The organism is Brachyspira pilosicoli P43/6/78 (assembly GCF_000325665.1).
Lineage (GTDB): Bacteria > Spirochaetota > Brachyspiria > Brachyspirales > Brachyspiraceae > Brachyspira > Brachyspira pilosicoli.
In genome coordinates this window covers 935,220-957,303 of sequence record NC_019908.1, presented here as the reverse complement: position 1 = coordinate 957,303, position 22,084 = coordinate 935,220, and the positions used below count along the sequence as shown (strand labels likewise).

General features: G+C 26.8%; 26 protein-coding genes, 1 tRNA gene and 1 pseudogene. 13 read left to right on the top strand and 15 right to left on the bottom strand.

The features are described from left to right. Positions 1-48: 48 nt before the first annotated feature. The 5 genes from BPP43_RS04275 (at position 49) to BPP43_RS04255 (ending at position 2,821) form a co-directional block, all read left to right on the top strand. The gene (locus tag BPP43_RS04275; protein WP_015274275.1) at positions 49-666 is read left to right on the top strand and encodes a hypothetical protein; all 618 of its coding nucleotides are present in this window, start codon (positions 49-51) and stop codon (positions 664-666) included. Positions 667-734: 68 nt separating this feature from the next. Next, positions 735-1,028 carry a hypothetical protein gene (locus BPP43_RS04270; protein WP_015274274.1) on the top strand — a complete coding sequence of 98 codons (294 nt, stop codon included), beginning with the start codon at positions 735-737 and terminating at the stop codon, positions 1,026-1,028. Further along, positions 1,025-1,456, top strand: a complete 432-nt coding sequence (locus BPP43_RS04265; protein ID WP_014932842.1) for a flavodoxin domain-containing protein — start codon at positions 1,025-1,027, stop codon at positions 1,454-1,456. The genes BPP43_RS04270 and BPP43_RS04265 overlap by 4 nt, the downstream gene beginning before the upstream one ends. A gap of 21 nt (positions 1,457-1,477) precedes the next feature. Continuing rightward, positions 1,478-2,092, top strand: coding sequence for a cytidylate kinase-like family protein (locus BPP43_RS04260; protein ID WP_013245033.1), 615 nt, complete (start codon positions 1,478-1,480; stop codon positions 2,090-2,092). 15 nt (positions 2,093-2,107) lie between these two features. Then, positions 2,108-2,821: a phosphatase gene (locus BPP43_RS04255; RefSeq protein ID WP_013245034.1), complete on the top strand. Its 714-nt coding sequence runs from the start codon at positions 2,108-2,110 to the stop codon at positions 2,819-2,821. Positions 2,822-2,837: 16 nt separating this feature from the next. Here BPP43_RS04255 and rlmN read toward each other — a convergent pair whose 3' ends face one another. The 5 genes from rlmN to BPP43_RS04230 all read right to left on the bottom strand — a co-directional run bounded on the left by rlmN (position 2,838) and on the right by BPP43_RS04230 (position 7,039). After that, positions 2,838-3,866 carry a dual-specificity RNA methyltransferase RlmN gene (gene rlmN / locus BPP43_RS04250; RefSeq protein ID WP_013245035.1) on the bottom strand — a complete coding sequence of 343 codons (1,029 nt, stop codon included), beginning with the start codon at positions 3,864-3,866 and terminating at the stop codon, positions 2,838-2,840. 66 nt (positions 3,867-3,932) lie between these two features. After that, positions 3,933-4,181 carry an FmdB family zinc ribbon protein gene (locus BPP43_RS04245; RefSeq protein ID WP_015274273.1) on the bottom strand — a complete coding sequence of 83 codons (249 nt, stop codon included), beginning with the start codon at positions 4,179-4,181 and terminating at the stop codon, positions 3,933-3,935. A gap of 86 nt (positions 4,182-4,267) precedes the next feature. Further along, positions 4,268-5,191 (bottom strand): pseudouridine-5'-phosphate glycosidase, encoded by a 924-nt coding sequence (locus BPP43_RS04240; protein ID WP_014936250.1) that lies wholly within the window; start codon positions 5,189-5,191, stop codon positions 4,268-4,270. A 9-nt stretch (positions 5,192-5,200) separates the two neighbouring features. Beyond that, positions 5,201-5,893 (bottom strand): hypothetical protein, encoded by a 693-nt coding sequence (locus BPP43_RS04235; protein WP_015274272.1) that lies wholly within the window; start codon positions 5,891-5,893, stop codon positions 5,201-5,203. 42 nt (positions 5,894-5,935) lie between these two features. Next, positions 5,936-7,039 carry a hypothetical protein gene (locus BPP43_RS04230; protein WP_015274271.1) on the bottom strand — a complete coding sequence of 368 codons (1,104 nt, stop codon included), beginning with the start codon at positions 7,037-7,039 and terminating at the stop codon, positions 5,936-5,938. A 151-nt stretch (positions 7,040-7,190) separates the two neighbouring features. Here BPP43_RS04230 and BPP43_RS04225 point away from each other — a divergent pair, with 151 nt between their 5' ends. The 3 genes from BPP43_RS04225 (at position 7,191) to BPP43_RS04215 (ending at position 10,311) form a co-directional block, all read left to right on the top strand. After that, the gene (locus BPP43_RS04225) at positions 7,191-7,874 is read left to right on the top strand and encodes a metallophosphoesterase (RefSeq protein WP_013245041.1); all 684 of its coding nucleotides are present in this window, start codon (positions 7,191-7,193) and stop codon (positions 7,872-7,874) included. Positions 7,875-7,996: 122 nt separating this feature from the next. Next, positions 7,997-9,427, top strand: coding sequence for a fibronectin type III domain-containing protein (locus BPP43_RS04220; RefSeq protein WP_015274270.1), 1,431 nt, complete (start codon positions 7,997-7,999; stop codon positions 9,425-9,427). A 23-nt stretch (positions 9,428-9,450) separates the two neighbouring features. Next, positions 9,451-10,311, top strand: coding sequence for a tetratricopeptide repeat protein (locus tag BPP43_RS04215; RefSeq protein WP_013245043.1), 861 nt, complete (start codon positions 9,451-9,453; stop codon positions 10,309-10,311). Between the two features lie 78 nt (positions 10,312-10,389). Here the strand turns inward: BPP43_RS04215 and BPP43_RS04210 are convergent, their stop codons facing one another. From BPP43_RS04210 to BPP43_RS04180, 7 genes and pseudogenes are all read right to left on the bottom strand, one after another. Next, entirely contained in the window at positions 10,390-11,334 is a 945-nt protein-coding gene (locus BPP43_RS04210; protein WP_015274269.1) for a DUF2156 domain-containing protein, read from the bottom strand. A 95-nt stretch (positions 11,335-11,429) separates the two neighbouring features. Next, complete coding sequence (locus BPP43_RS04205; protein WP_013245045.1) at positions 11,430-12,059, bottom strand: Crp/Fnr family transcriptional regulator; 630 nt, start codon at positions 12,057-12,059, stop codon at positions 11,430-11,432. Positions 12,060-12,068: 9 nt separating this feature from the next. Beyond that, positions 12,069-13,076, bottom strand: coding sequence for a tetratricopeptide repeat protein (locus tag BPP43_RS04200; protein ID WP_014932850.1), 1,008 nt, complete (start codon positions 13,074-13,076; stop codon positions 12,069-12,071). A 169-nt stretch (positions 13,077-13,245) separates the two neighbouring features. Continuing rightward, positions 13,246-13,737, bottom strand: coding sequence for a ribonuclease HI (rnhA, locus tag BPP43_RS04195; protein ID WP_013245047.1), 492 nt, complete (start codon positions 13,735-13,737; stop codon positions 13,246-13,248). 4 nt (positions 13,738-13,741) lie between these two features. Beyond that, positions 13,742-14,759: pseudogene (locus BPP43_RS12660) on the bottom strand (DHH family phosphoesterase). Positions 14,760-14,777: 18 nt separating this feature from the next. After that, complete coding sequence (gene rbfA, locus BPP43_RS04185; RefSeq protein WP_013245049.1) at positions 14,778-15,146, bottom strand: 30S ribosome-binding factor RbfA; 369 nt, start codon at positions 15,144-15,146, stop codon at positions 14,778-14,780. Between the two features lie 5 nt (positions 15,147-15,151). Beyond that, complete coding sequence (locus tag BPP43_RS04180) at positions 15,152-15,631, bottom strand: chemotaxis protein CheW (protein WP_013245050.1); 480 nt, start codon at positions 15,629-15,631, stop codon at positions 15,152-15,154. 135 nt (positions 15,632-15,766) lie between these two features. Between BPP43_RS04180 and BPP43_RS04175 the strand changes: the two genes are divergently transcribed. From BPP43_RS04175 to BPP43_RS04155, 5 genes are all read left to right on the top strand, one after another. Then, positions 15,767-16,534 (top strand): biotin--[acetyl-CoA-carboxylase] ligase, encoded by a 768-nt coding sequence (locus BPP43_RS04175; RefSeq protein ID WP_041752865.1) that lies wholly within the window; start codon positions 15,767-15,769, stop codon positions 16,532-16,534. Positions 16,535-16,553: 19 nt separating this feature from the next. Next, on the top strand, positions 16,554-16,787 hold the full coding sequence (locus tag BPP43_RS04170) for a hypothetical protein (RefSeq protein ID WP_013245052.1): 234 nt from the start codon (positions 16,554-16,556) through the stop codon (positions 16,785-16,787). Positions 16,788-16,857: 70 nt separating this feature from the next. Then, entirely contained in the window at positions 16,858-17,463 is a 606-nt protein-coding gene (locus BPP43_RS04165; RefSeq protein WP_015274267.1) for a bifunctional nuclease family protein, read from the top strand. Positions 17,464-17,498: 35 nt separating this feature from the next. Continuing rightward, complete coding sequence (locus BPP43_RS04160) at positions 17,499-18,662, top strand: tetratricopeptide repeat protein (RefSeq protein WP_013245054.1); 1,164 nt, start codon at positions 17,499-17,501, stop codon at positions 18,660-18,662. A 27-nt stretch (positions 18,663-18,689) separates the two neighbouring features. Next, positions 18,690-19,163: a hypothetical protein gene (locus BPP43_RS04155; RefSeq protein ID WP_015274266.1), complete on the top strand. Its 474-nt coding sequence runs from the start codon at positions 18,690-18,692 to the stop codon at positions 19,161-19,163. Here BPP43_RS04155 and BPP43_RS04150 read toward each other — a convergent pair. The 3 genes from BPP43_RS04150 to BPP43_RS04140 form a co-directional block, all read right to left on the bottom strand. Next, positions 19,160-20,062, bottom strand: a complete 903-nt coding sequence (locus tag BPP43_RS04150) for a carbohydrate kinase family protein (protein WP_015274265.1) — start codon at positions 20,060-20,062, stop codon at positions 19,160-19,162. The genes BPP43_RS04155 and BPP43_RS04150 overlap by 4 nt on opposite strands. Positions 20,063-20,084: 22 nt before the next feature. After that, entirely contained in the window at positions 20,085-21,932 is a 1,848-nt protein-coding gene (locus BPP43_RS04145) for a penicillin-binding protein (protein WP_041747928.1), read from the bottom strand. Between the two features lie 73 nt (positions 21,933-22,005). After that, a tRNA-Cys gene (locus tag BPP43_RS04140) sits at positions 22,006-22,077 on the bottom strand. Between the last annotated feature and the right edge of the window lie 7 nt (positions 22,078-22,084).

The following is a 22,084-nucleotide window of genomic DNA, read 5'->3' as shown; positions in this document are numbered from 1 at the left end:
AGATTTTATATTAAGTAAGAAGTATGTAAATATAAGAGGATAACTCCTATGAAAAGCTTAGTTTTATTTTTATCTGTATTTTTTATTCTTATTTCATCATGTCAGCAGCAGCGTCCTAATATACTTGACCCTAATAATGTTTTAGACGGTGCTTTTGAAACAAATTATGTTACGAATGTTATAACTAATAATATTGTTATTACTTTAAATTATATTAATAGTCAAATATCTACTTTATCTTTTGAAGTTCCAAATAGTCCAATTAATGTTAAAGAAGTATTTACTGATTTTATGTATAAGTCAATTCCTAATCCTATTCCTTCAGGACCATTATCTATGTCAGTAAAATCAAAATGGAGAAAAAGACCAACTGCTCCAATATCTACTAATGATGTTTATACTGCATTTAAAGCAAAATTTGATATGTTTTTAGCTAATATAGGTTGTGAGTTAAATAAAGAGCCTGAATTGTATTTATTAGATATGGATAAGAAAAATAGAGTAGATGATATAACATTAGGCATTTGGTTTGCTGTAGATTTTGAATTAAAAGGAAAAGATGGATTTGATTTTGAAACAGAAGCATTAGGTCAATTAATGACTAATAATAAAATAACTATAATGTTTATAGGCGGATGTCAGACTGGTCAAGTTTGGAAAGATTAAAAAGTTATATTATCTTGACAAATAGTGTATTATTAATATAATTATAATATCTTAGATAAGGACTTTTTATGAAGCGAATATTTTTTGTATTATCTATTATTTCATTGATATTTTTTGTTTCCTGTGAAAAAGATAAAAAGAATATAGAAAAACAAGTTGATAAACTGCTTGAGAATGTTGATGAAAAAATAGATGAGGGCTTAAATACTGCTAATGATGCTATAGATAATGGTTTGGATAAGGCAGAAGATACTATAGAAGATGTTAAAAAGAATGCTGAAGATACTTTAAGCAAATCATTGGAAGAGGCATCGAAGTCTATAGAAGAAGCAAAAAGAAAATTTAAAAAAGTAAATTTATGAATAAAAAAATAGCTATAGTTGTCTGGAGTAAAACAGGTAATACTAGGCTTATGGCAAATGCTCTTAAAGAGGGTATAGAACTTCAAAAATGTCAAGCGGATATGTTTAAGGCTTATAATTTTGACAGAAATAAAGCTGAAGAATATTCGATAATCGCTTTAGGCTGTCCTGCCATGGGAGCTGAAACTTTGGAGGATAGTGAGTTTTTACCGATGTATAATGATATAAAGTCTGTTCTCAAGAATAAAAGAGTATTTTTCTTTGGTTCTTATAGTTGGGGTGATGGAAAATGGATGCGAGATTGGGTTGAGGACGCCAAAAATAATGATATTAATTTGTTTAGAGAACCTATTATAGCTAAAGAAAAACCTACAGATGATATATTATTAAAAATGAAGGAAGTAGGGGCTGATTTGTCAAGAGATTAAAAATTATTGGAGGAAATCTTTATGGATAAAAAAATTATTATTACTATTAGCAGAGAGTTTGGAAGCGGAGGAAGATTTATAGGAGAAGATGTTGCTAAAAAATTGGGTATTGCCTTTTATGATAAGGCTATTATAGAAATGGCTTCTGATAAAACTGGATTTTCTCCAGATTATATAAAAGAAAATGAGCAGAAATTAACTTCTCCATCTCTTTTTAATTTTGCTATATCTGGTTCTTATGCTGGTAATATGGTTTTTGGTAATGGTGAGTCTTTACAGGATACTATGTTTTTTGCTCAAAGCAATGTTATAAAAGAAATTGCTAGTAAACATTCTTGCGTTATAGTTGGAAGATGTGCTGATTATGTTTTAGAGAAATTTGATAATTGTATTAATATTTTTATACATTCAGATATGCAAAGTAAAATAAATAGAGCTGTTAATGAATATAAATTGGATAGTAATAGTGTAGAGAAGATTCTTAAAGATAGAGACAAATTAAGAGCTAAACATTATAATTATTACACTGGAAGAGTATGGGGCGATGCTAGAAATTATCATGCTTGTTTTAATAGCGATTATATAGGCTTAGAGAAAGTAGAAGACATTATAGTAGATATGGCTAAAAGTCTATAAGGATTTTACCTGCTAATGAAAATAATAGCTGATTTGCATACACATACAATAGTTAGCCAGCATGCTTTTAGTACTGTAGATGAGATTATAAATGCTGCTAAAGATAAAGGTTTTTTAGCTGTTGCTATTACTGATCATGGTCCTAAATCTAGCGATGGTGCAAAGCCTGTGCATTTTAGGTCTATGCATAATATACCTGAATATGTTAATGGTATTAGAGTACTTAGAGGTGCTGAGGCTAATATTATAGATTATGATGGAAATATTGATTTAAGAAAAAATGTTCTTGAATGTTTAGATTTTGTTATAGCTTCTTATCATGAGGATTCTATTACTCCTTCAAATATAGAGTCTCATACTAATGGATATATTGGTTTAATAAAGAATAGTTATGTTGATTGTCTTGGGCATGTAGGAAATCCTAAGTTTGCATTTGACATGGAAAAGATAATTAAACTTTGTAAAGACTATAATAAACTTATAGAGATTAATTCTGCTTCTTTTAAAGTGAGAAAGGGTAGCGATACAAATTGCAAAGAAGTGGCATTACTATGTAAGAAGTATAATTTAAATATTGTAGTTACATCAGATTCTCATTCAAAATATAATGTAGGCAATCATGAAGCTGCTTTGAATATGCTTGAAGATATTAACTTTCCAGAAGATTTAATTTTAAATGCCGATTTTGATAGGCTTATGAATTATTTAAATAGTAGAAATAGAAATTAAATATTATTTTGTAATGTTATTGATTTTTTACAGCAAGCTGACCGCATCCTGCTAAAATTTCTTGACCTTGTTTAAATCTCTCAACAACTTCTATACCATTATCTTTTAATATGGATTTGAATCTTAATATAATATCTTTATTTGGTCTTTGAAGCTCTGGTGCATGTTCTACCGGGTTCATCGGTATAATATTAACTTTGAAAGGAAACTCTTTTTTTAAGTTTACTAATCTATAAGCATCATTAACAGAATCATTAACATCTTTTATTAATACCCATTCAAAAGTAATCATTCTTTTTCCATTTTTACTGTATCTTTTAAGTATGTTGATAAGGTTTTCTATTGGATATCTTTTATTTATAGGCATTATTTTGTCGCGTACTTCATTTTTAAGTGAGTGTAAAGAAACAGCCAATCTGCAATCTAAATCTCTCTCTATTAATTGTTTTATTCCCGCAACTTCTCCAGATGTGGATATTGTTATATGCCTTATACCTAAATTAAATCCTTTATATGAATTAATAGTATCTATTGCTTTGAATAAATTTTTTGTATTAGCTAAAGGCTCACCCATACCCATAAACACTATAGAATTAACTTTTTTAGTAACTGCACGCATTAATATAAACTCAGCAAGTATTTCATCAGCAGTAAGGTTTCTAGATAGCCCCATACTTCCAGTAGCACAAAAAGCACAACCATATCCGCAGCCAACTTGTGATGATAAACAAAAAGTTACTCTGTCATTTTTACCAAGTATTACAGATTCTATTTTTTTCTTATCATATAATGATATTAATAGTTTTCTTGTACCGTATTCATCTTCTGTTATGGATTCTATTTTAGAATTATGTATAAAATAATTTTCGTCTAATAAAACTCTCAAATCTTTTGGAATATTACTCATTTCATCAAAGGATATAGCATATTTTTTATATATCCAATTTAATATTTGAGATGCATGAAACTTAGGAAAATTATTTTCAATACAGAATTTAGATAAATCCTCTTCTGATACATTCATTATAGATATTTTTTTTGGCATATAACTTAATTTTTTATTATATATTTTTTTATAGCTTATAACCTATAAGCTTATTAATCAAACTCCTCAGCAGCTTGTTTTAGGTTTACTAGGTTTTGAGCTGCTTGAAGAAGAAGATGATGATGTGCTATTTTTTCCTTTATAATCATTAACATAAAAGCCAGAACCTTTAAATATTACACCAGCATTTAAAGAAATTATTCTTTTAGCAGTTCCCTTACATATAGGACATTTAGCTTTAGGTTCAGCAGTCATAGACTGGAACTCTTCAAACTCATGTCCGCATTTTTTACATTTATATTCATAAGTAGGCATAATTTTTTATCTCCAATTAATTTAATAAAATAATTAAACTATTTTAACAAAGAAATATATATCAAAATAAAAATCTGTCAAGTAATTTAATTTAGTTTAGAATAACTATAAGCAATATTCGCAGCTACACGGCAATTATTATAAACTAATTCTTTATTAGCTTTAAGGCTCTTGTTTTCTGTTACACTATGAAGCTTAGCCAATATAAAAGGAGTTACTTTCTTACCAGATATATTTTTATCTTTTGCTTCTTTTACAGTATCTTCTATTACTTTGTCTATATAGCTTTTATCCATTTCATATTCTTCTGGTATAGGGTTACATACAACAACCCCTCCGTTTAATCCTAAAGACCATTTTGTGTGAAGAATATTTGCTATATCTTCTATAGTATCTATTTTATAATCCACATCAAAACCGCTGTCTCTTGTATAAAAATTAGGGAATTTAGAAGTCTTATAACCAAGTACAGGAACCCCAAAAGTTTCAAGATATTCTAAAGTAAGCCCTAAATCTAATATTGATTTAGCACCAGCACATACTACAGCAACATTTGTTTTAGCAAGTTCCTGCAAATCTGCAGATATATCAAAAGTATCTTGTGCATATCTATGAACTCCTCCAATTCCTCCTGTGGCAAATACTTTTATTCCAGCAAGAGAAGAAGCTATCATAGTTGTAGTTACGGTTGTAGCACCATCTTTTTTTAAAGCAAGTATTGCAGGTAAATCTCTCCTGCTTGCTTTTGTAATATCTTTGGTACTTCCCATATATTCAAGTTCGTCTTTGTTTAGACCTATTTTTATTTTGCCTTTTATTATGGCAATAGTAGCAGGTACGGCATTATTTTCTCTGATTATCTTTTCGCAATTTAATGCACTTTCTATGTTTTCAGGATAAGGCATACCATGTGATATTATTGTACTTTCTAATGCAACTACTGCTTTTTTTTCATCTAATGCAGTTTTTACTTCTTCACTAATATCTAAAAAATTATTTAATCTATTCATTTTTTAATCCTATCTATTTCCAGAAATATTTAAGAAATATCCAAGTTGCAATCCTATATCTAATGAACTTATAGATTCTTTTGCTACTCTAACATTACTCAAATAATCACTATTATTAAACTTTAGAGCAAAATCGTAATTAACATATACTCCTATAAGAAGATAATTTAATATATGGAAATCTAAAGAAACTTTCACATATGGTATTAAAGCATTGTCAAAAATGTCAGTTATGTCGCCTCTGTCAAGATAGTATTTTCCGCTATATCCTAATGGGTTAGAATAATTATCTTCTATACGATAGGAACCGCTAATAGGTATTTTTACACCGCCTCCGGCTGATAAAGACATGAAAAAGAAATGGAATTTAAACATTCCTCCAACCATAAAACTATCAAATTGATAATTTTCAGTTGCTCTGCTTCCATTTATATCATATTTCAAAGCATAACCATCATGATAATATCCAAGGTCTGCAAGTATTGATATTGCTGTATTGTCAGTTATATTATTTTTTATTCCAACCAAAAAAGAATATCCCATATCAAAATCTCTAAAACTTGATGGTAATATTGAAGATGAATCAGCAACAGCACCACTCATAGCAAATTGACCTACAAAACCTAAACTTACATCAACAGCAGTAAGATTATAATAGGATATTGAACCAATTAATAATACAAATAAAAATACTTTTTTCATTCTTTATCTCCCATAAATAGTGTAATATAACTATTTAAAAAGTCAAGCAAATAGTAAAATGATAAATAAAATTATGTAAATGAAATTATAATAAAATATAAACTCTCTTTTTTTTATTATAGATAAAATTATATTGTATATTGCATTAAATAATATTATAGCAATGAATAACTTTGTATTATCTTTTATTATTAAAAATAAAGAAAATATAATAATAAATATATTTGATATTATATAGCAAACATATTCGTATTTATCTAGCTTTTTATCTGCTCTAAACAGGAAAATTGTTTTTATAAATATAATTAAAAATAATACATATAAATAAAAAAATAATTTATGAGATAATAATATATTGTTTTTTAAGTTTAGTATTATTAATGATAGAGAGCTTATTGATATGAATATACTTATAGTTCTTGATAGTGTTATTGATAATTTAGTGTTTTGCATTTTATTATATAGAAGATAAGCTAAATATATTATAGAAGAGTTTAAGATAATAAATATAGTATATAATATTTTTAAGTTAAGCATATTGTTTTGTACTAAAAATATAGTAAGGCGTTTTATATCTAATTGATTATTTAATTTAAGTAAAGCAAATATTGATGCCAAGATAACAAATAATACAAAATATAATAAAAATGCCCATATAACAATTTCAGCTATCATAGTATAGAAGTCGTATAAATGAGATAATTGTTTTATATCATATTTAATATATGAAAGAGCCAATGCAAAAATAATAAGCATATTAGCAGAGAATATATGAATTAATAATTTTATATATTCTTTTGATATATTTGTTTTTATTAATAGTTCATATGGCAAGCTATATAAATAAATTGATATTATAAATATTATTGCTGCTGTTATAATTATAGATTTTAAGCATATTTTGTTGATTGAAAATAAAATATTAAGTATAAAAAAACTAATAGGTATTAAAGAAGAAAATAATATTTTTAATAGGAATACAAATTCTGTATTAAAAAATATTTCCAAATTAGATAAATTATTTGTAAGTTTATAAATATCTATTGTAACAAATGGTACTATATAAATAATAGAAATTATTAGAATAAAACTAATAGCTATTATAATGTCTTTTATATTATTTTTTGATATATTTATTTTTTGCATTAATAATTCCTAATTAATTAGTGATTATAAATCTTTTATTATACGATGTCAATAAATTATATACTTAATAATTATGTAAAAATATGCTTGATTTTTCATTTTTGTATAATTATACTTTAAATATTATGCAATTTGTTTTGGAGGTGACAATATGAAAGTTGCCGTTATTGGTGATTTGCATGGTAAGCCTTGCTGGAAACATTTATTAAAAGATAATAATTTTGATAAGATAGTTTTTTTGGGTGATTATAGCGATGATAGCTGGGTTACTTTTACAGATAAAGAAATTGCTGATAATTTAAAAGATGTGATAGAGTTTAAAAGAGATAATAATTCCAAAGTTGAGCTTCTTATAGGAAATCATGATTTTCAATATATAGTAGGATATCCTACAGCAAGCAGATATAGAAAAAGCTATGCTTGTGAACTTAATAAAATTTTTAATGATAATAAAGATATATTTAATGTGGTTTATGTATTAAAAGATTATGTATTTACTCATGCTGGAATTACAAATGGCTGGATTAATTATATAAAGAAAAAATATGATATTAAAGATTTTACTGATATAGCCAAAAACATTAATATGGTTTATTCAAAGTGCAAAGAAGATTGTAATATTGCCTCATATAGAAGGGGAGGAATGAGTATGTTTGCTGGTATACTATGGGCAGATATTCATGATTTAAAAGAAGATGGCTGTTTTGATTATAATCAGGTTGTAGGGCATAATAGAGTAAAAGTAAATACTATTATAGAAAAAAATAATCATAAGATTTATATGTGCGACCATTTTGATAGTGATGATAATCATTTAATTGTATTAGATGTTTAATATAAAAATATATAATTTTTTTATTAATTTCTCATAAAAACATTAATTCTATATTTGTTATAGTATTTTTTTAATAATGTAAAATTAATTATATCCGAATAGTTATGTAGTAATATTTTAATATGGGTTTAAATATGCGATATATAGCTATTTTAATGGCTTTTACATTAAGTTTAAATATTAATGCTGCCCAAAGCGTTTATAATATATTTGCAGATACTAATAATATATATTCTAGCAGTCTTAATAATACAACTAATAGCTTTAGTTTAAATAATTCTGGAAGTTTATCTTATAGCAGAAAAGATATATCAAGCTTATTTTCAAAAGATATAATGAATAAAGTTAATTATTCCGGAGTAACTTATAGCAGAGATATAAAGTATATGCAAGGAGCAAATGCCGGTGTTGGAGTTTTGTTTCCAAATATAAAATCTTTTGTAAAGATAGAAAATAAAGGTTATTCATTTTTTGATAATTTTTTAGTAAATAGTTTTACAATAGAGTTTTATCTAAATCCTTATAAGATAAGAATGAACTCAAAGGTTTTATCAAAGACATCTATATATCAAGATGGTGATACTAGCAAATATGCAGGTATTAGAGCTAATATAATAGACGGACGTTTAGTTTGGCAGTTTAATAATTTGTTTATGTATAATGGTAAATATACTAATGTTACTTTGTCTGAGGGTGAATATTTAAAAGAAAATGAGTGGAGACATCATAGCATTAGTTTTGATTCTAAAACCGGAAAATTGGTAAAATATATAGATGGGCTTGAAGACCAAGTTATTTATTTAACTAGTACAGGAGATAGAATGGGCTCTCCATATGTATTAGATATAAGTAATATTAGTATTGCTCCTATATATTTAGGACAGGGTTTTATAGGCGGCATGGACGGATTTTATTTTAGTCCAGATTATAAAAGAGATTTTAACTTGGAAAAATATTTGCCAAGCGGTGAAGTATTAAGCAAAGTAATGCAATTTAATAGCGATAATATTTTTATAGATGAGATAAATTATATAGCAAAAACTACTAATGCTACAGGCGTATATGTTTATTATAGAACTTCTAATGAATATTTTTCTGAAGAAGACAGCAATATAGAATGGACACTTTTAGATTCAACTAATAATATTATAATGAGTCCTAAAACTAAATATATTCAAGTTAAGGCATTATTAGAAAGTGATTCATCTATGGAATATACTCCTTCATTAAATAAAGTTGAGATAGTTTATCATGAAGGAAGAACTCCTCAGGCACCTACTAATTTAAAGGCTATTGTTGCTAATAATTCTATAGTTTTAAATTGGGAAGGAAGTCATGAAAATGTAACTGGATATAAAATATATTACGGTACTAAATCTGGAATATATAATGATTATAATCCTATTATAGTTAATGGCAATCAAACTGAGTATGTTATTAATAATTTAGAATATGGAAAGCTTTACTACTTTAGAGTAACAACTATAGGTGGTGAAGGAGGAGATATAGAAAGTGAATTTTCTAGTGAAGTTTATGCTAGACCTTTTCACTAATATATAATTTAAGGAGAAATACTGTGTCTATCAATACTAAAGCTACAAAGTTGAGTAATCTTGCCGAAGAATTATTGAAGAAAGGAATTAATACTGAAGCAGTTGAGGCATTGAAAAGAAGTATTAGATTAAGTAATGGCGAAGATATGAAGTCTTATTTAAAGATAGCTATTACTTTGTTTAATAATGGTGATTATGAACATGCTAAAGTTTTCTTAAATACTTTCTTAGAATATTGGATGGCAGCTGAGGCTTATTTTATATTAGGCTCTATTTCCAAAAAAGAATGCAAGTTACAAGAGGCTTTTGAACATTATAAAAAGGGTGTTGCTTTATATAATGGAAATGACCTTGTTCCTTATTATGAGTTTTTATCTTTATGTAGTGTTTTAAAAGAAGAAGATAAGGGAATAGATACAGCTAAATATATATTAAAGATAGACAATAGAGATAGAATAGCTTTGGTATTTTTGGCTAATTATTTCTTTGCTAATAATAAATACAAAGAAGCTATGAAATTTTATGAGGTTTTAGTTGATAATAATTTAGCAGATTATAATGATTATCATTATTATGGAGTTTGTTTGCATGAGCTAAAAGATTATAAGAGGGCAGAAAACATGTATTTACAGGCTTTAGAAATGTATCCTGCTGACAGCCCTGAAACTATAGCTTTGAAAAATTTAAGAAATAGAAAATTAGAAGATAATTACCCTAATATAGAAAAGAGCAAAAAAGAATATTTAGAGAATATAAAACATTCTCCAAAATCAAGCGATTATTTCCATTTAGGAAACATTGAATTTATTAATGGTAATTATGATAAAGCTTCAGAGTTTTACTCTAAAGCTAAAGAAATTTATTTAGACAAAGTATGTGTTTGATTTATATATATAAAAGCCCTATAGATTGATTGTAAAAAAAATCTATAGGGCTTGTTTATTTATTTTTTCTTTTACTATTTATTTTCCAGTGCAAAATCCAGAATATTTCTCCACAAACTTAACAGGATTATAAGATAATTTAGCCTTTCTAAGTCCCAAATCTCCAACATCTTGCTCTCTGTTTACAAACTTATATCCATCTCTTTTATTGTTTTCTAAAAATAGTCTGTTTATAGCCTGATAACTTCCTTTATAATCTCTATCTCCTCTTTCAGAATGCACAACTATAGTATCTCTCATAGTAAAATCTGCTATAGTGTATGCTACGATTTTTTTATTTATATATATAGCTCCTCCAGTGATTCCGTCAATTTTTTTCCAATTATTTATAAGACTATTTATCATCATAATATCTGCCTCAGCACGAACTTCATGTGTTAATAATTTATTTTTATCAAAAGCTTCGCATTCTGTTTTTATTTCTTCGTTATTGTTTTGCATTTCATTTATTTCCCACTTCTTTTCAAACTCAAATATATCCTTAATCATCTCTTCATTTTCTATATCTATGTTTTTATATTCAAAATCATTTTTTATAAATTGATTATATAAGTTTTTTTTGTTATGAAATTTTTTTCCGCTTAAATTAATTAATTCATCAACATCATATAAATATTCCCATTCATCTCTCACTTCTTTTACGCTTATTTTAGTATATTTATCCCAAAATAAAGCTAACTCTTTAGGTATTCTAATTATAGATTCTTTTGATATTTCACAAGGACTCATATCATTACAAAAATTAGTATTAAACCAATCTCCAACAGGAGCCCAATATATTGTATAAGGCGAGCGTTGTCTAATCCATACTAGTTTTTCTGTAAAAGCCCATTCTAGCATATATATATCTTTAAGACCAAAAAGGTTCATAAAAGTATAATCAGCAGATTGTTCTGGCGTGATAGAAAAATATTTATTATATAATTTTTGTTTATCTAAACTTATAGGTTCAAATTCAAGCATAACTGTATTTCCTTTATAAATAATACAAGAGTAAATAAGAATTATTGTATACTAAAAAATCTTTTACTAATTTACAGAATAGCATAAAAGAATAATTATTTTTTTCTTTTTAAGTCTATTTGTCTTTGTATTTCTTTTAAGTTTCTTACCTTTATTGTATTAGTATGTACATCAATTTTACCGGATTTAATCAAGTTGTTTAATACTTTCTGTACATCATTAACATTGATACCGCACCAATTAGCTATATCAGCTATAGTAGCATTTAATTCTTGAGGGTCATAATAATGGTCTCTTGGTATATTTTGAAGTTCAGCTAATAATAATAGACAATCATAAACTCTTAAATCAGTTTCAGGCAATTGAAGTATTAATAATCTTCTCTTTGCATCAAATATTCTTTTGGCAAGCATTTTAGATAATTTTAATGCCATAGCTGTATTATTTCCCAATATTGTTTGGAAGTTTTCTTTTGTTAGTTCAAGCAGTGTAGTAGGTTCATTTGCTATAGCAGAAGCACTTCTTGTTGTACCTTCAAGTATAGCCATCTCTCCAAAGAAATCTCCTGGATAAACTATATCTAATAATTTTTCTACATCTTTTATTACTTTGGTTATTTTTACAGAGCCGCTTTGAACCATGTAAAATTTATTACCTGTTTCATATTCCAAAAATATTATATCATCAGCTTCATATTTTTTTGTATGTGAATATATATTATCCATTTTTTATCCTTAATTAAGTTTTTGTATACTGTCATTAGCCTCTTGTGATAAACTATCCATTGGAGGTATAGACATAACTTTTTGATAATATGCTTTTGCCTTATTTTTATCCCCAATACTAGCAAAGCTTTTACCTAAATATAATATTGCCTCTTTTACATTTTTTGATTTTGGATATGTTTTTATTGCTGATAATAAAACCTTAGAAGCATTATCATATTTATTAATATAATAATAAGCTTTCCCCATATAAAATATAGAGTTTTCAGCCACATCTTTATCTTCATTTTTTATAAGAGCATTAAATGATTTTATAGCGTTCACATAATCGCCTCTCTCATAAAACTCTAAAGCTCTATCATAATCTTTATTGTTAATAGAACTATTTTCTATAGATGTGCTTGGCTTAGTTATTATAGTTGGTTCTTCTGTTGTGCTGTCTTCTAATGGAGCTATATTACTATCATCTGTTATATTTAATAAGCCTTTACATTCTTTTATTCTTTGCTCTACAGTATGATAAAATACAGAATCCTCATCAGCAGATTGTATATATCTTTTATAGGCATATAGTGCATTTTTATATTTTTTAGCTTTGAAATAAAACTCACCAATATTATATAATCCCTCTAATGGTGAAGGACCTTCTTCATCTATTGTGTTTTCTACTAATATTCCTACTTTTCTGTTTATTCTTCTTAATTGATTTGAAAATACTTTAAGCATTTTTATGATTATTGGCTTATTTTTTGAAACTAAACTTTCAAATTCGCTATATGTTAAAATAATAATAACGCAATCCGTTAAACATTGAACAGTATCTTCTTGAGGATAAGTACCTAGTATACTTTTTACGCCAAAAAACTCACCTACATTTATTAATTCTCTAGTTTCATGCCCTGTCTCTTCTGATAAAAATATACTCTGGGCTTGACCCTGTTTTAGAATATAAACTCTATCAGAATTATCTCCAGCAAAATATACTATAGACCCTGCTTTATATACTCTTGTTTGCATTATTGTTTCCTTAAAATATTTTGGATATTTCTTATTACTAAAGTTAATTTTATCACTAATAAACCTTTTTTCAAGTTATTTTTTAGTATTTTTGGTTATATATAAAATAGCTATATTTTATAAGTTTTTTATTTTATATATAGTAATATTTTTGACAAACTTAAAATCTTTAGTTTATATCAGTTTTGTTGTAAAACTCAGATATACTGCCGTTTTTTATATGTTCGTCCATCAATATATTTACTATCTCATCGGCACGGTTGTTTTCTTTGTTTGATGAGTGTCCTTTCACTTTTATAAACTCAATACTATGTTTTTTTGATAGTTCTATTAATTTTAGCCAATAGTCTTTATTTTCAACAGGCTTTTTATCACTTTTAATCCAATTATTTTTTTGCCAAGAATAAATCCAGCTATTCATTCCATTAACTAAATAAGCACTATCACTATATAATTTTATATTATGAGAATGTTTAAGTCTTTCAAGAGCCTTAATTGCAGCCTGCATCTCCATTTTATTGTTTGTTGTATGCTCTTCGCTTTCGCCTATTTCTAGCCTTAAATTATGTTTCTCACTAAGTAATATAGCTCCCCAAGCTCCTATACCTGGGTTTCCTCTGCAGCCGCCGTCTGTGTAGATTATGATATTGTCTTTTTGCATAAATTTAAGATTCTAATAATGAAACTATCTTTTCTTTTATAGCTTTTACTAATTCTTCTTTAGTTTTATATTTTTCTTTTGATACTGTAAATCCTGAAGCTTTAGGGTGTCCGCCGCCTCCAAATGATTCTGCTATCTCTCTTATGTCTTTTTTACATCTGCTTCTTATACTTACTCTGAAATTATAATCGCTTTCATGTACTATAAAACCTATTAATACATCTTGCATTTGTATAAGAGTGTCAGATGCACTTACGCTAATATCTTTTAAATTATGTCCGTTAATCTCTTCTTTTAAGCATAAATAACCAATCTTTTTATCTTCATCTATTACCATCTCATTATACATATAAACTAAGGCTTCTACATCTGTTTTTGAATATCTCTTTCTTACAACATTACCTAAACTTTCTATATTAACTTTTTTAGTACATCATCTTTGAAGCAAAAAGCAATGTTCTCTCTGTAGTGTTGCTAAAAACAAACCCGCCTGTATCTGTTGAAAGACCGCAATAGAGTAGGGTAGCTATAGTAGAATCCATGTTTTTAAGATATGATGAAAATATGTCAAATATTATCTCGCAAGTAGCAGCAGCTTTAATATCATCATAAAACATGGTAACGCCATTAATATTTCTTACTTTATGATGGTCTATAAATATTACTTCATTATATTCGCTAGTGATATCGGCAATCCAACCAATTCTTTCTATATCTCCAGAATCAAGTATTATAAGCACATCTTTTTTAGGCAAATTATTTTCATTAACTTCAAAAATAACTTTATCTATATTGAGTACATTTTTTAATTCTTTAGGCATCTTATCTGTATTAACAACATAAGATTTCTTTTTAAATACTTTTTTTATAAGCAGTGATAAGGCAAGTCCTGAACATATACAATCCCCATCAGGATTTCTATGACCTGTAATTGTTATGTTTTTAGCATTTGATATTCTTTTTAATATATCTTTTTTTGTAGTTGTTATTTTTTTTCTATCTGTCTTGGATTTGATAGGCATTTTTACTCCGATATTTTTTTATTCTTCTTCTTGACTATCTTCTTTTATGTCTAAGCTTCTTATTTCGCTTAATACTTTATTGGTTTCCATTAATGTTTTATCATAATAGAAAGTAAGATTAGGAACATATCTTATAGTAAGCTGTTTTCTTAAATAAGAGAATATAACTCCCTTAGCACTATTAAGCCCGTTTAATACCTCATTTTGTTTACTAGGGTCTAAACATACAAAATATACTTTAGCCTCTTTCAAGTCTTTTGCTGTATCAATACGAGTTATAGTAACCAAGTTGTTTTTTATACGAGGGTCTTCTATCTCTCTTAAAAGAATAGTTGATAGTATTTGTTTTATATTTTCATTAACTCTAAGTATTCTGTGTGATGACATATATTTTACTGCACTATTGAATTATTTACTTTATTTGTCAAACTATCAAGTTCATTTTCCAAAAATACTTTATCTATATCCACTAATATAATCATCTGTTCATTAGCTTTTACTAGACCATTGATGTATCTGCTGTCTATTCCAGAGTGTATATCTATTTCAGATTGTATATTTTCATTATTGATAGTAAGTACATCAGAAACGGAATCAACTACGAGTCCATATTTTTTATTTCCTATAGCAACTACAACTATTACGCAATTTTCTGGGTCCATTGGTTTATCAAAATGAAATCTAGATCTTAAATCTATTACTAATATGATAGTACCTCTTAAATTTATAATTCCTTTAAAATATTCAGGAGAGTTAGGTATTGGAGTAGGAGCCATAAAACTTAAAATCTCTTGAACTTTAAGAATATCCATACCATATAATTCATTATTTATTTTAAATACAAGTATTTGATTTGATGTAGCGCTGCTCATATTAACTCCTTAAAAATGTACGTCAAAATTATAATATATAACTGTTATAAGTCAAGTACATTTATTTTATTTGGCGGTTTATGTAAATAATAAAAAAGATATTGATATATTCATTTTTAAATGTATAATAAAAATATGGAAGTTAACATATTTTTAGAAAATTTAAAAACAAAAATATATGGAAGAAACTTAAAAATATTTGAATCTTTAGAAAGTACAAATACTAAAATGATAGAAGATTTAAATAATGGTATTAAGTTAGAAGAGGGCAGTGTATACATTGCTTTAAAACAAACAGCTGGAAAAGGTACGCATGGAAATAAATGGGTATCTAATAATGATTTAGGTTTATGGTTTAGTGTATTAGTATATACTCCGTTTAAAAAAGAGGCATTAAGTTTTCTTCCTGGCATTGCTTTAAGTAAATGCTTAAGAGAAAAATATAATGTAAATGCTCATGTAAAATGGCCTAATGATGTTTTGGTAAAAAATAGAAAAATATCAGGAACACTTATTCAGGTTACTCCTATAGAAAATAGAAATGCCTGCATAATTGGAACGGGTGTTAATTTATACCATACAAAAGAGGATTTTCCGTCAGATATAGAGCATAAGGCAACTTCTTTTTATATGGAAACTAATTTAAAAGTAGAATTATCTGAGTTTTATAAAGAACTTATTACATGCTTTGAGGAAGTATATACAAGCGAAAAAAAATTATCAGAATATTTTAGAGAATACAGCAATATGATAGGCAGAGTTATAAAGGCAAAAAAAGATGATGAGGAAATTACTGCCTTAGTTAAAGATATTACTGAAGAAGGATACTTAATAGTTGAAGTTAATAAAAAAGAAGAAACTTGGATATCAAGAGCTTCTTTGGATATAGATACTAATTATTAAAAAAATGGAAGTGTAAATTATGAGAAAACCTATACCGTATAAAAAACCAGAAGAAAAAAAGAAAATAAATAAAAAGAATATTGTACTCTTTATATTGTTTGAGATAATAATAATAATACTTGCTATTGTAACTACTGCTATTATATCATTGCTATTTGCTATTACTCCATATATAAGTGCTGCTATTAGTGCTTTAATACTTATTTTATTTACTATTTTTATATCTAAAGAGTTTTTATTAAAAATTAAGTAGATAATATGTAAAAAAATGTCCTTGACAAATCAAACATATATATTAATATTATAATGAGAGGTATTTAAAAGTGGTTGAAGCAAAAATACTTAATTTGGCTATAACAGATAAATATTTCGTTGTAATGTTAAAGCCAGAAAATACTGAAAAAGTTATTCCTATATCTATAGCTACCTTAGAAGCTCAATCTATTATGACTAGTCTTATAGGCTATAAAAAAGAAAGACCTCTAACTCATGACCTTATTAATAAAATATTTAATACTTGTAATATCAAATTAGTTAATGTAATTATAGACAATATACATATGGATACTTATTTTGCTAAACTTGTTATTGAATATGATAAGAACAATGTTTTTATAGATTCCAGACCTTCTGATGCTATAGCATTAGCTTTAGAGTTTAAATGTCCTATTTATGTAGAAGAGCATGTTATAGAAAAAGCTGGCATTATACTTGAAAATGGCGAAGAGGCTTCTGCTGTTCCTTTTGTGTATCAGAGATTTGATAATGAGGAAGAGGTTTCTGAGTCAGAAGAAAATAATGCTGTAAATAATAATAATAATAATGTCAAAACTAAAGAAGAGATACAGAGATTGTTGGATCAGGCTATAAAAGAAGAAAGATATGAAGATGCTGCTAAATATAGAGATGAATTAGACAAACTTAATTAATTAAATTATTTATTAGCTAATAGGGTTTATAAAAAATGAAAAAATATGTAATAATATTATTGTTTATTGTTTCTCTAATAGTATATTCTAAGCCTTCAGATAAGATAAAATTTGATGAAACCGAATTAACACCATTAGAAAAAGAGTTCTTTACAAAAATAGATAATGGCGATACAAATGATATAGAGTTATATTATGACGGTTTTATTATAGCTTCTGGAATCACAGATGAAGATGAGTTTAAGTTTTATAGAGAGAAATTAGATGATATTAGAAAGATGGCAAAAGATGAGCTTTCTCAGTACGTAGATGAGGGGGCTTATGATTTTGGAAATAGACTTTTGCTATGGATATATGATAAAGGAATATTAAAAAAATATTTTGAAACTTCTACTTTATTTCAGGATATGATTTCTAAAGGAGAATATAATTGTTTAAGTTCTTCTATACTTTATTATCTTCTTTATAGCGAGTTTGGTTATGAGGTTAAAGGAGTATTAACTTCTAGTCATGCTTTTTGTACCGTTTATACAGAGAAAGGTCCTATTGATGTAGAAACTACTGTAGCAAAAGGCTTTAATCCTGGTACTAAAGAAATAAGAAATACAGGAACTTCTACTATAGTTACTTTTGTGCCTAAACAAAATTATAATAATAGAAATGATGCTGATATTCTCACTTTAATAGCAACATTATATCCTAATTCTATTTCATTAAGAAAAATTGAAAATGATTTGGATAAGCAATTAACTATGGCTAAAAAGGCTTATTATTTATCTCCATATACTGAGATGTATAATGAAAACTTAGTTAATGCTTATAATAGAGCAGCATTAGATGCTTTAAAAACTAAAGATTATGAAAAGTCATACACATATCTTAAAGAAGCATATGAGTTTAACCCTAACAATACTATGACTAAAAAAAATACAGAGCATTATTATAACACTATAGGTGCTGGTTATTTAAATAAAAAAGATTTCCCTTCTGCTATAAATATATATAAACAAGGCATAGAAGACTTGGGAGAAAATACTACTGTTTTAAAAAGAAATCTTAAAGTATCATATTATAATTATGCTGTTACTGAGTATAATAGCAAAAGATATAATAATGCTAATACTATATTAGAAGAAGCTTTAAAAATATTTCCTAAGGACGCTGATTTTACAAGACTTCTTAGGTCTATACCTAAATAATTATTATGAGATTAATTATTATTTTATTTGTTTTTTTTAATTATACATTTTCTCTACGCACAAGAAAATTATAATCTAAATAAAACTTTTAGAATAATAAGAAAGTTTGATAATTTGCTCTCATCAGACAATAAAGAATATGTTTTTTATATAGATGCTTCTTATTTGTTTTCGCCTGAGGGTAAATCAATATACAGCAATAATATTTACATGGCTAAAAAAGCTTTAGAAAATAATTCTAATGATATAGTTTATAGCGGGGTGATAAAATCTAGTACTCCGCCAGAAAATTATGTATATTTACTTCTTCATAAAAGACTCTATGATTATATATCAAAAAACAAATCTAGCTATATAGATGAATTAATGCAAACTGATTTGCAAACATTTTATGATAATATAAGAGAGTATATTATAAAAGAAGAAATATATACCGGCAATTTTAAGTATATAAGATTTTTAACAAAAACAAAATACAAATACTATACAGGTAAAGATTAAATATTAAATAATTTTTTTACTTCTAGAGTATTATATTTTGCAGTGCCTCCCTTTAACTGCACCATTTGTTCAGAAACAGTTGAGGCAAAATCAAGTACCTTTCTTATATCTAAATTATTTAAAATAGCGTAGCTTAAAGCAGCAGCAAACGAATCGCCAGCTCCAACAGTATCAACTACTTTTACTTTATTTGATGCTCTAAATATATATTCACCCTCATAAAGTACAGAAGCTCCCTCGGCACCAAGTGTTAAAAATATATATTCAATATTGAAATCTTTGTTTATTGCTTTTAAAAGCTTTTCATTATCATTTTCTAATGACGGATAGAATATGTTTTTTATAGTATAAAGTTCATCATCATTTATTTTTAATATATTAATAAACTCTAATGCTTCTTTTATCTTTTCTTTTGTATAATAAGTTTTTCTAAAAGTTACATCGCATATTTTGTATTTAGAATTAATATTATTATATATTTTCTTTATAGTATTATATGAACATTCATTTCTTTGAGATAGAATATTGAAATAAAATAAATCATATTTTTCTTTTAATGCATTTTCTATCTTTTCATTATATTCTATATTATCCCAAGCAGCATTTTCATGAATGATGTAATCAGGAACTTTTTTTTCATTAAGAAATACAGTTGCTTTTCCTGTATTATAATTATTGTTTATTTGTATTAGAGAAGAATCAATATTTTCTTTTTTTATAAAATCCATAGCATTATTAGCTAATTCATCATTACCTAATGATGTTATAAACTTTAATTTGTCATCATTATTCAAAAGTCTAGATAACTGAATTGAATAATTAAAAGGTGCTCCTCCTATAACAGATACATCGTTATACACATCATATAAAAGTTCTCCAAATGTAAGTACATTAAACATTTTATATCTCTCCTTAAAAAAATTATTTATTAGTGTCTCTATTAGGAGCTTTAAGGTTGAGGCGTATTATCTCTTCATTCGATATTGTACTTCCGGCTTCTGGGCTATAATCATAAATATATCCTTCCCCCTGAACAACTATTTTAGCATTATTATTAGAAACTATATAAGATATATTATTTAAAGCATCTCTTAATGAAAGACCATATATATTAGGCATAATATTATTAGTATAAATAATGTTATCTTTTGGTATTAAAGATAAAAATTCATTAGTGTTTATAGTGTGTATTTCTCCGTCAACAAGTCCTAAATACGGAATAATCTGATTAGCAACCTGAGCAAAAAGCGGAGCAGCCACTCTTCCAGCAGCTAAGCCTCCAGAACCTTTAGGGTCATCTAATAAAACTAATATAGAAACCTTAGGGTCTTCCAAAGGAAATCCGCCTATAAATATAGATTGATAATATTTTTCAGCTCTATCTGCAGAACCAGCTCTATATACTTCAGTGATAGCAGTACCTGTTTTACCAACAACATCTATATTAAGCAAATTAGCCCTGCTTCCTGTAGAACCAGATTCAACACCTTTTCTAAGCAAAAGTCTTGCTATTTGTGAATACTGCTCATCTATTATTCTTTCTTTTTTTAGGTTGTTTGTTAATATTAATTTGTTTTTGCCGTCATAAATAGAATCTACAACATGCATTTGAACTTTATATCCGCCGTTTAAAAGAGGCAAATACGAAGAAGCTATCTGCATAGGTGTTACACTCAAATCATAACCTATTGCTAAATAACCGCGAGAAAATCTGTGCCAATCTTTTAAATCATGATATATTCCAGTCCATTCATTTTTATATTTACCCATTACATCTGTAGCATCGCCGAACCCAAATCTTTTTAAATATTCATATAGGAATTTTTTATCAACTCTCTCAGCAACAGTAACAACAGCATAATTGCAGCTATATTTCAATATATCATTAAAAGCTATTTTTCCATGTGGATAATCACAGTGTATGCGTGTTTGTTTACTATAATCATAATAACCATTACAATAAAAAAGTTCATCGCTATTAACAACTCCCTCTTCTAAAGCAGCAAGTTCTACAAATATTTTCATTGTAGAGCCTGGATAAATAGTGCTCATTATACTTCTATCTAATCTTTCATTATTCACATATATAAAAGGGTTGTTAGGGTCAAAAGAGGGGTATGAATAATTTGCTATAATAGAACCAGTATTTACATCAGATACTATAAAAGTAACAGATTGAGGGGACTTTTCTGCTACAGTTTTTAATACTTCATTTCTTACTATAGTTTGTATATCTCTGTCAAGAGTTAATACTAAATCCTTTGATTGTCCATTTACAGATGATAATACATTTTGATAAGTAGCTTCTAATCCTGCATAACCTTCTGTCTCAGATTTGTTCATATATCCTATAACATGGGCAAATATATCACCATATGGATAAAATCTTTTATAGCTTTCATCTCCATAAATACTTTTTATATTATACTTGTTTTTTACTTCTTTTATTTTATTGTAAACATCTAAGCTTATATTTTGTGCTAATCTTATGGTTCTTCTTTTGTTTTTTAATAGTTCAGCAAATCTTTCTTTTGTAATTCCTAGTAATCTTAATATCTCATCATATCCTTCATTTACATTAACGCCTTCTTTACCATCTAGTTCTGCTACAGAGTGAGTATCTATATATATAGTGTAAGCTGGTATATTGATTGTAAGAGGACGCATTTTAGAGTCATAAATAGTTCCTCTTGGTCTATATAGGTCATCTAGTACTTGAGTTGATTTTCTTTCTTTGATAGTTAGTACATAGAGCTTTTGAGTAAGCATAAGTACGATAACTAAGAAGAATATGGCAAAAATATATATTTTTTTCATTATATTAACAAAAATTAGAAAAATGAGGCGGCGAACGGATTCGAACCGATGAATAAGAGTTTTGCAGACTCCTGCCTTACCACTTGGCTACACCGCCATATATT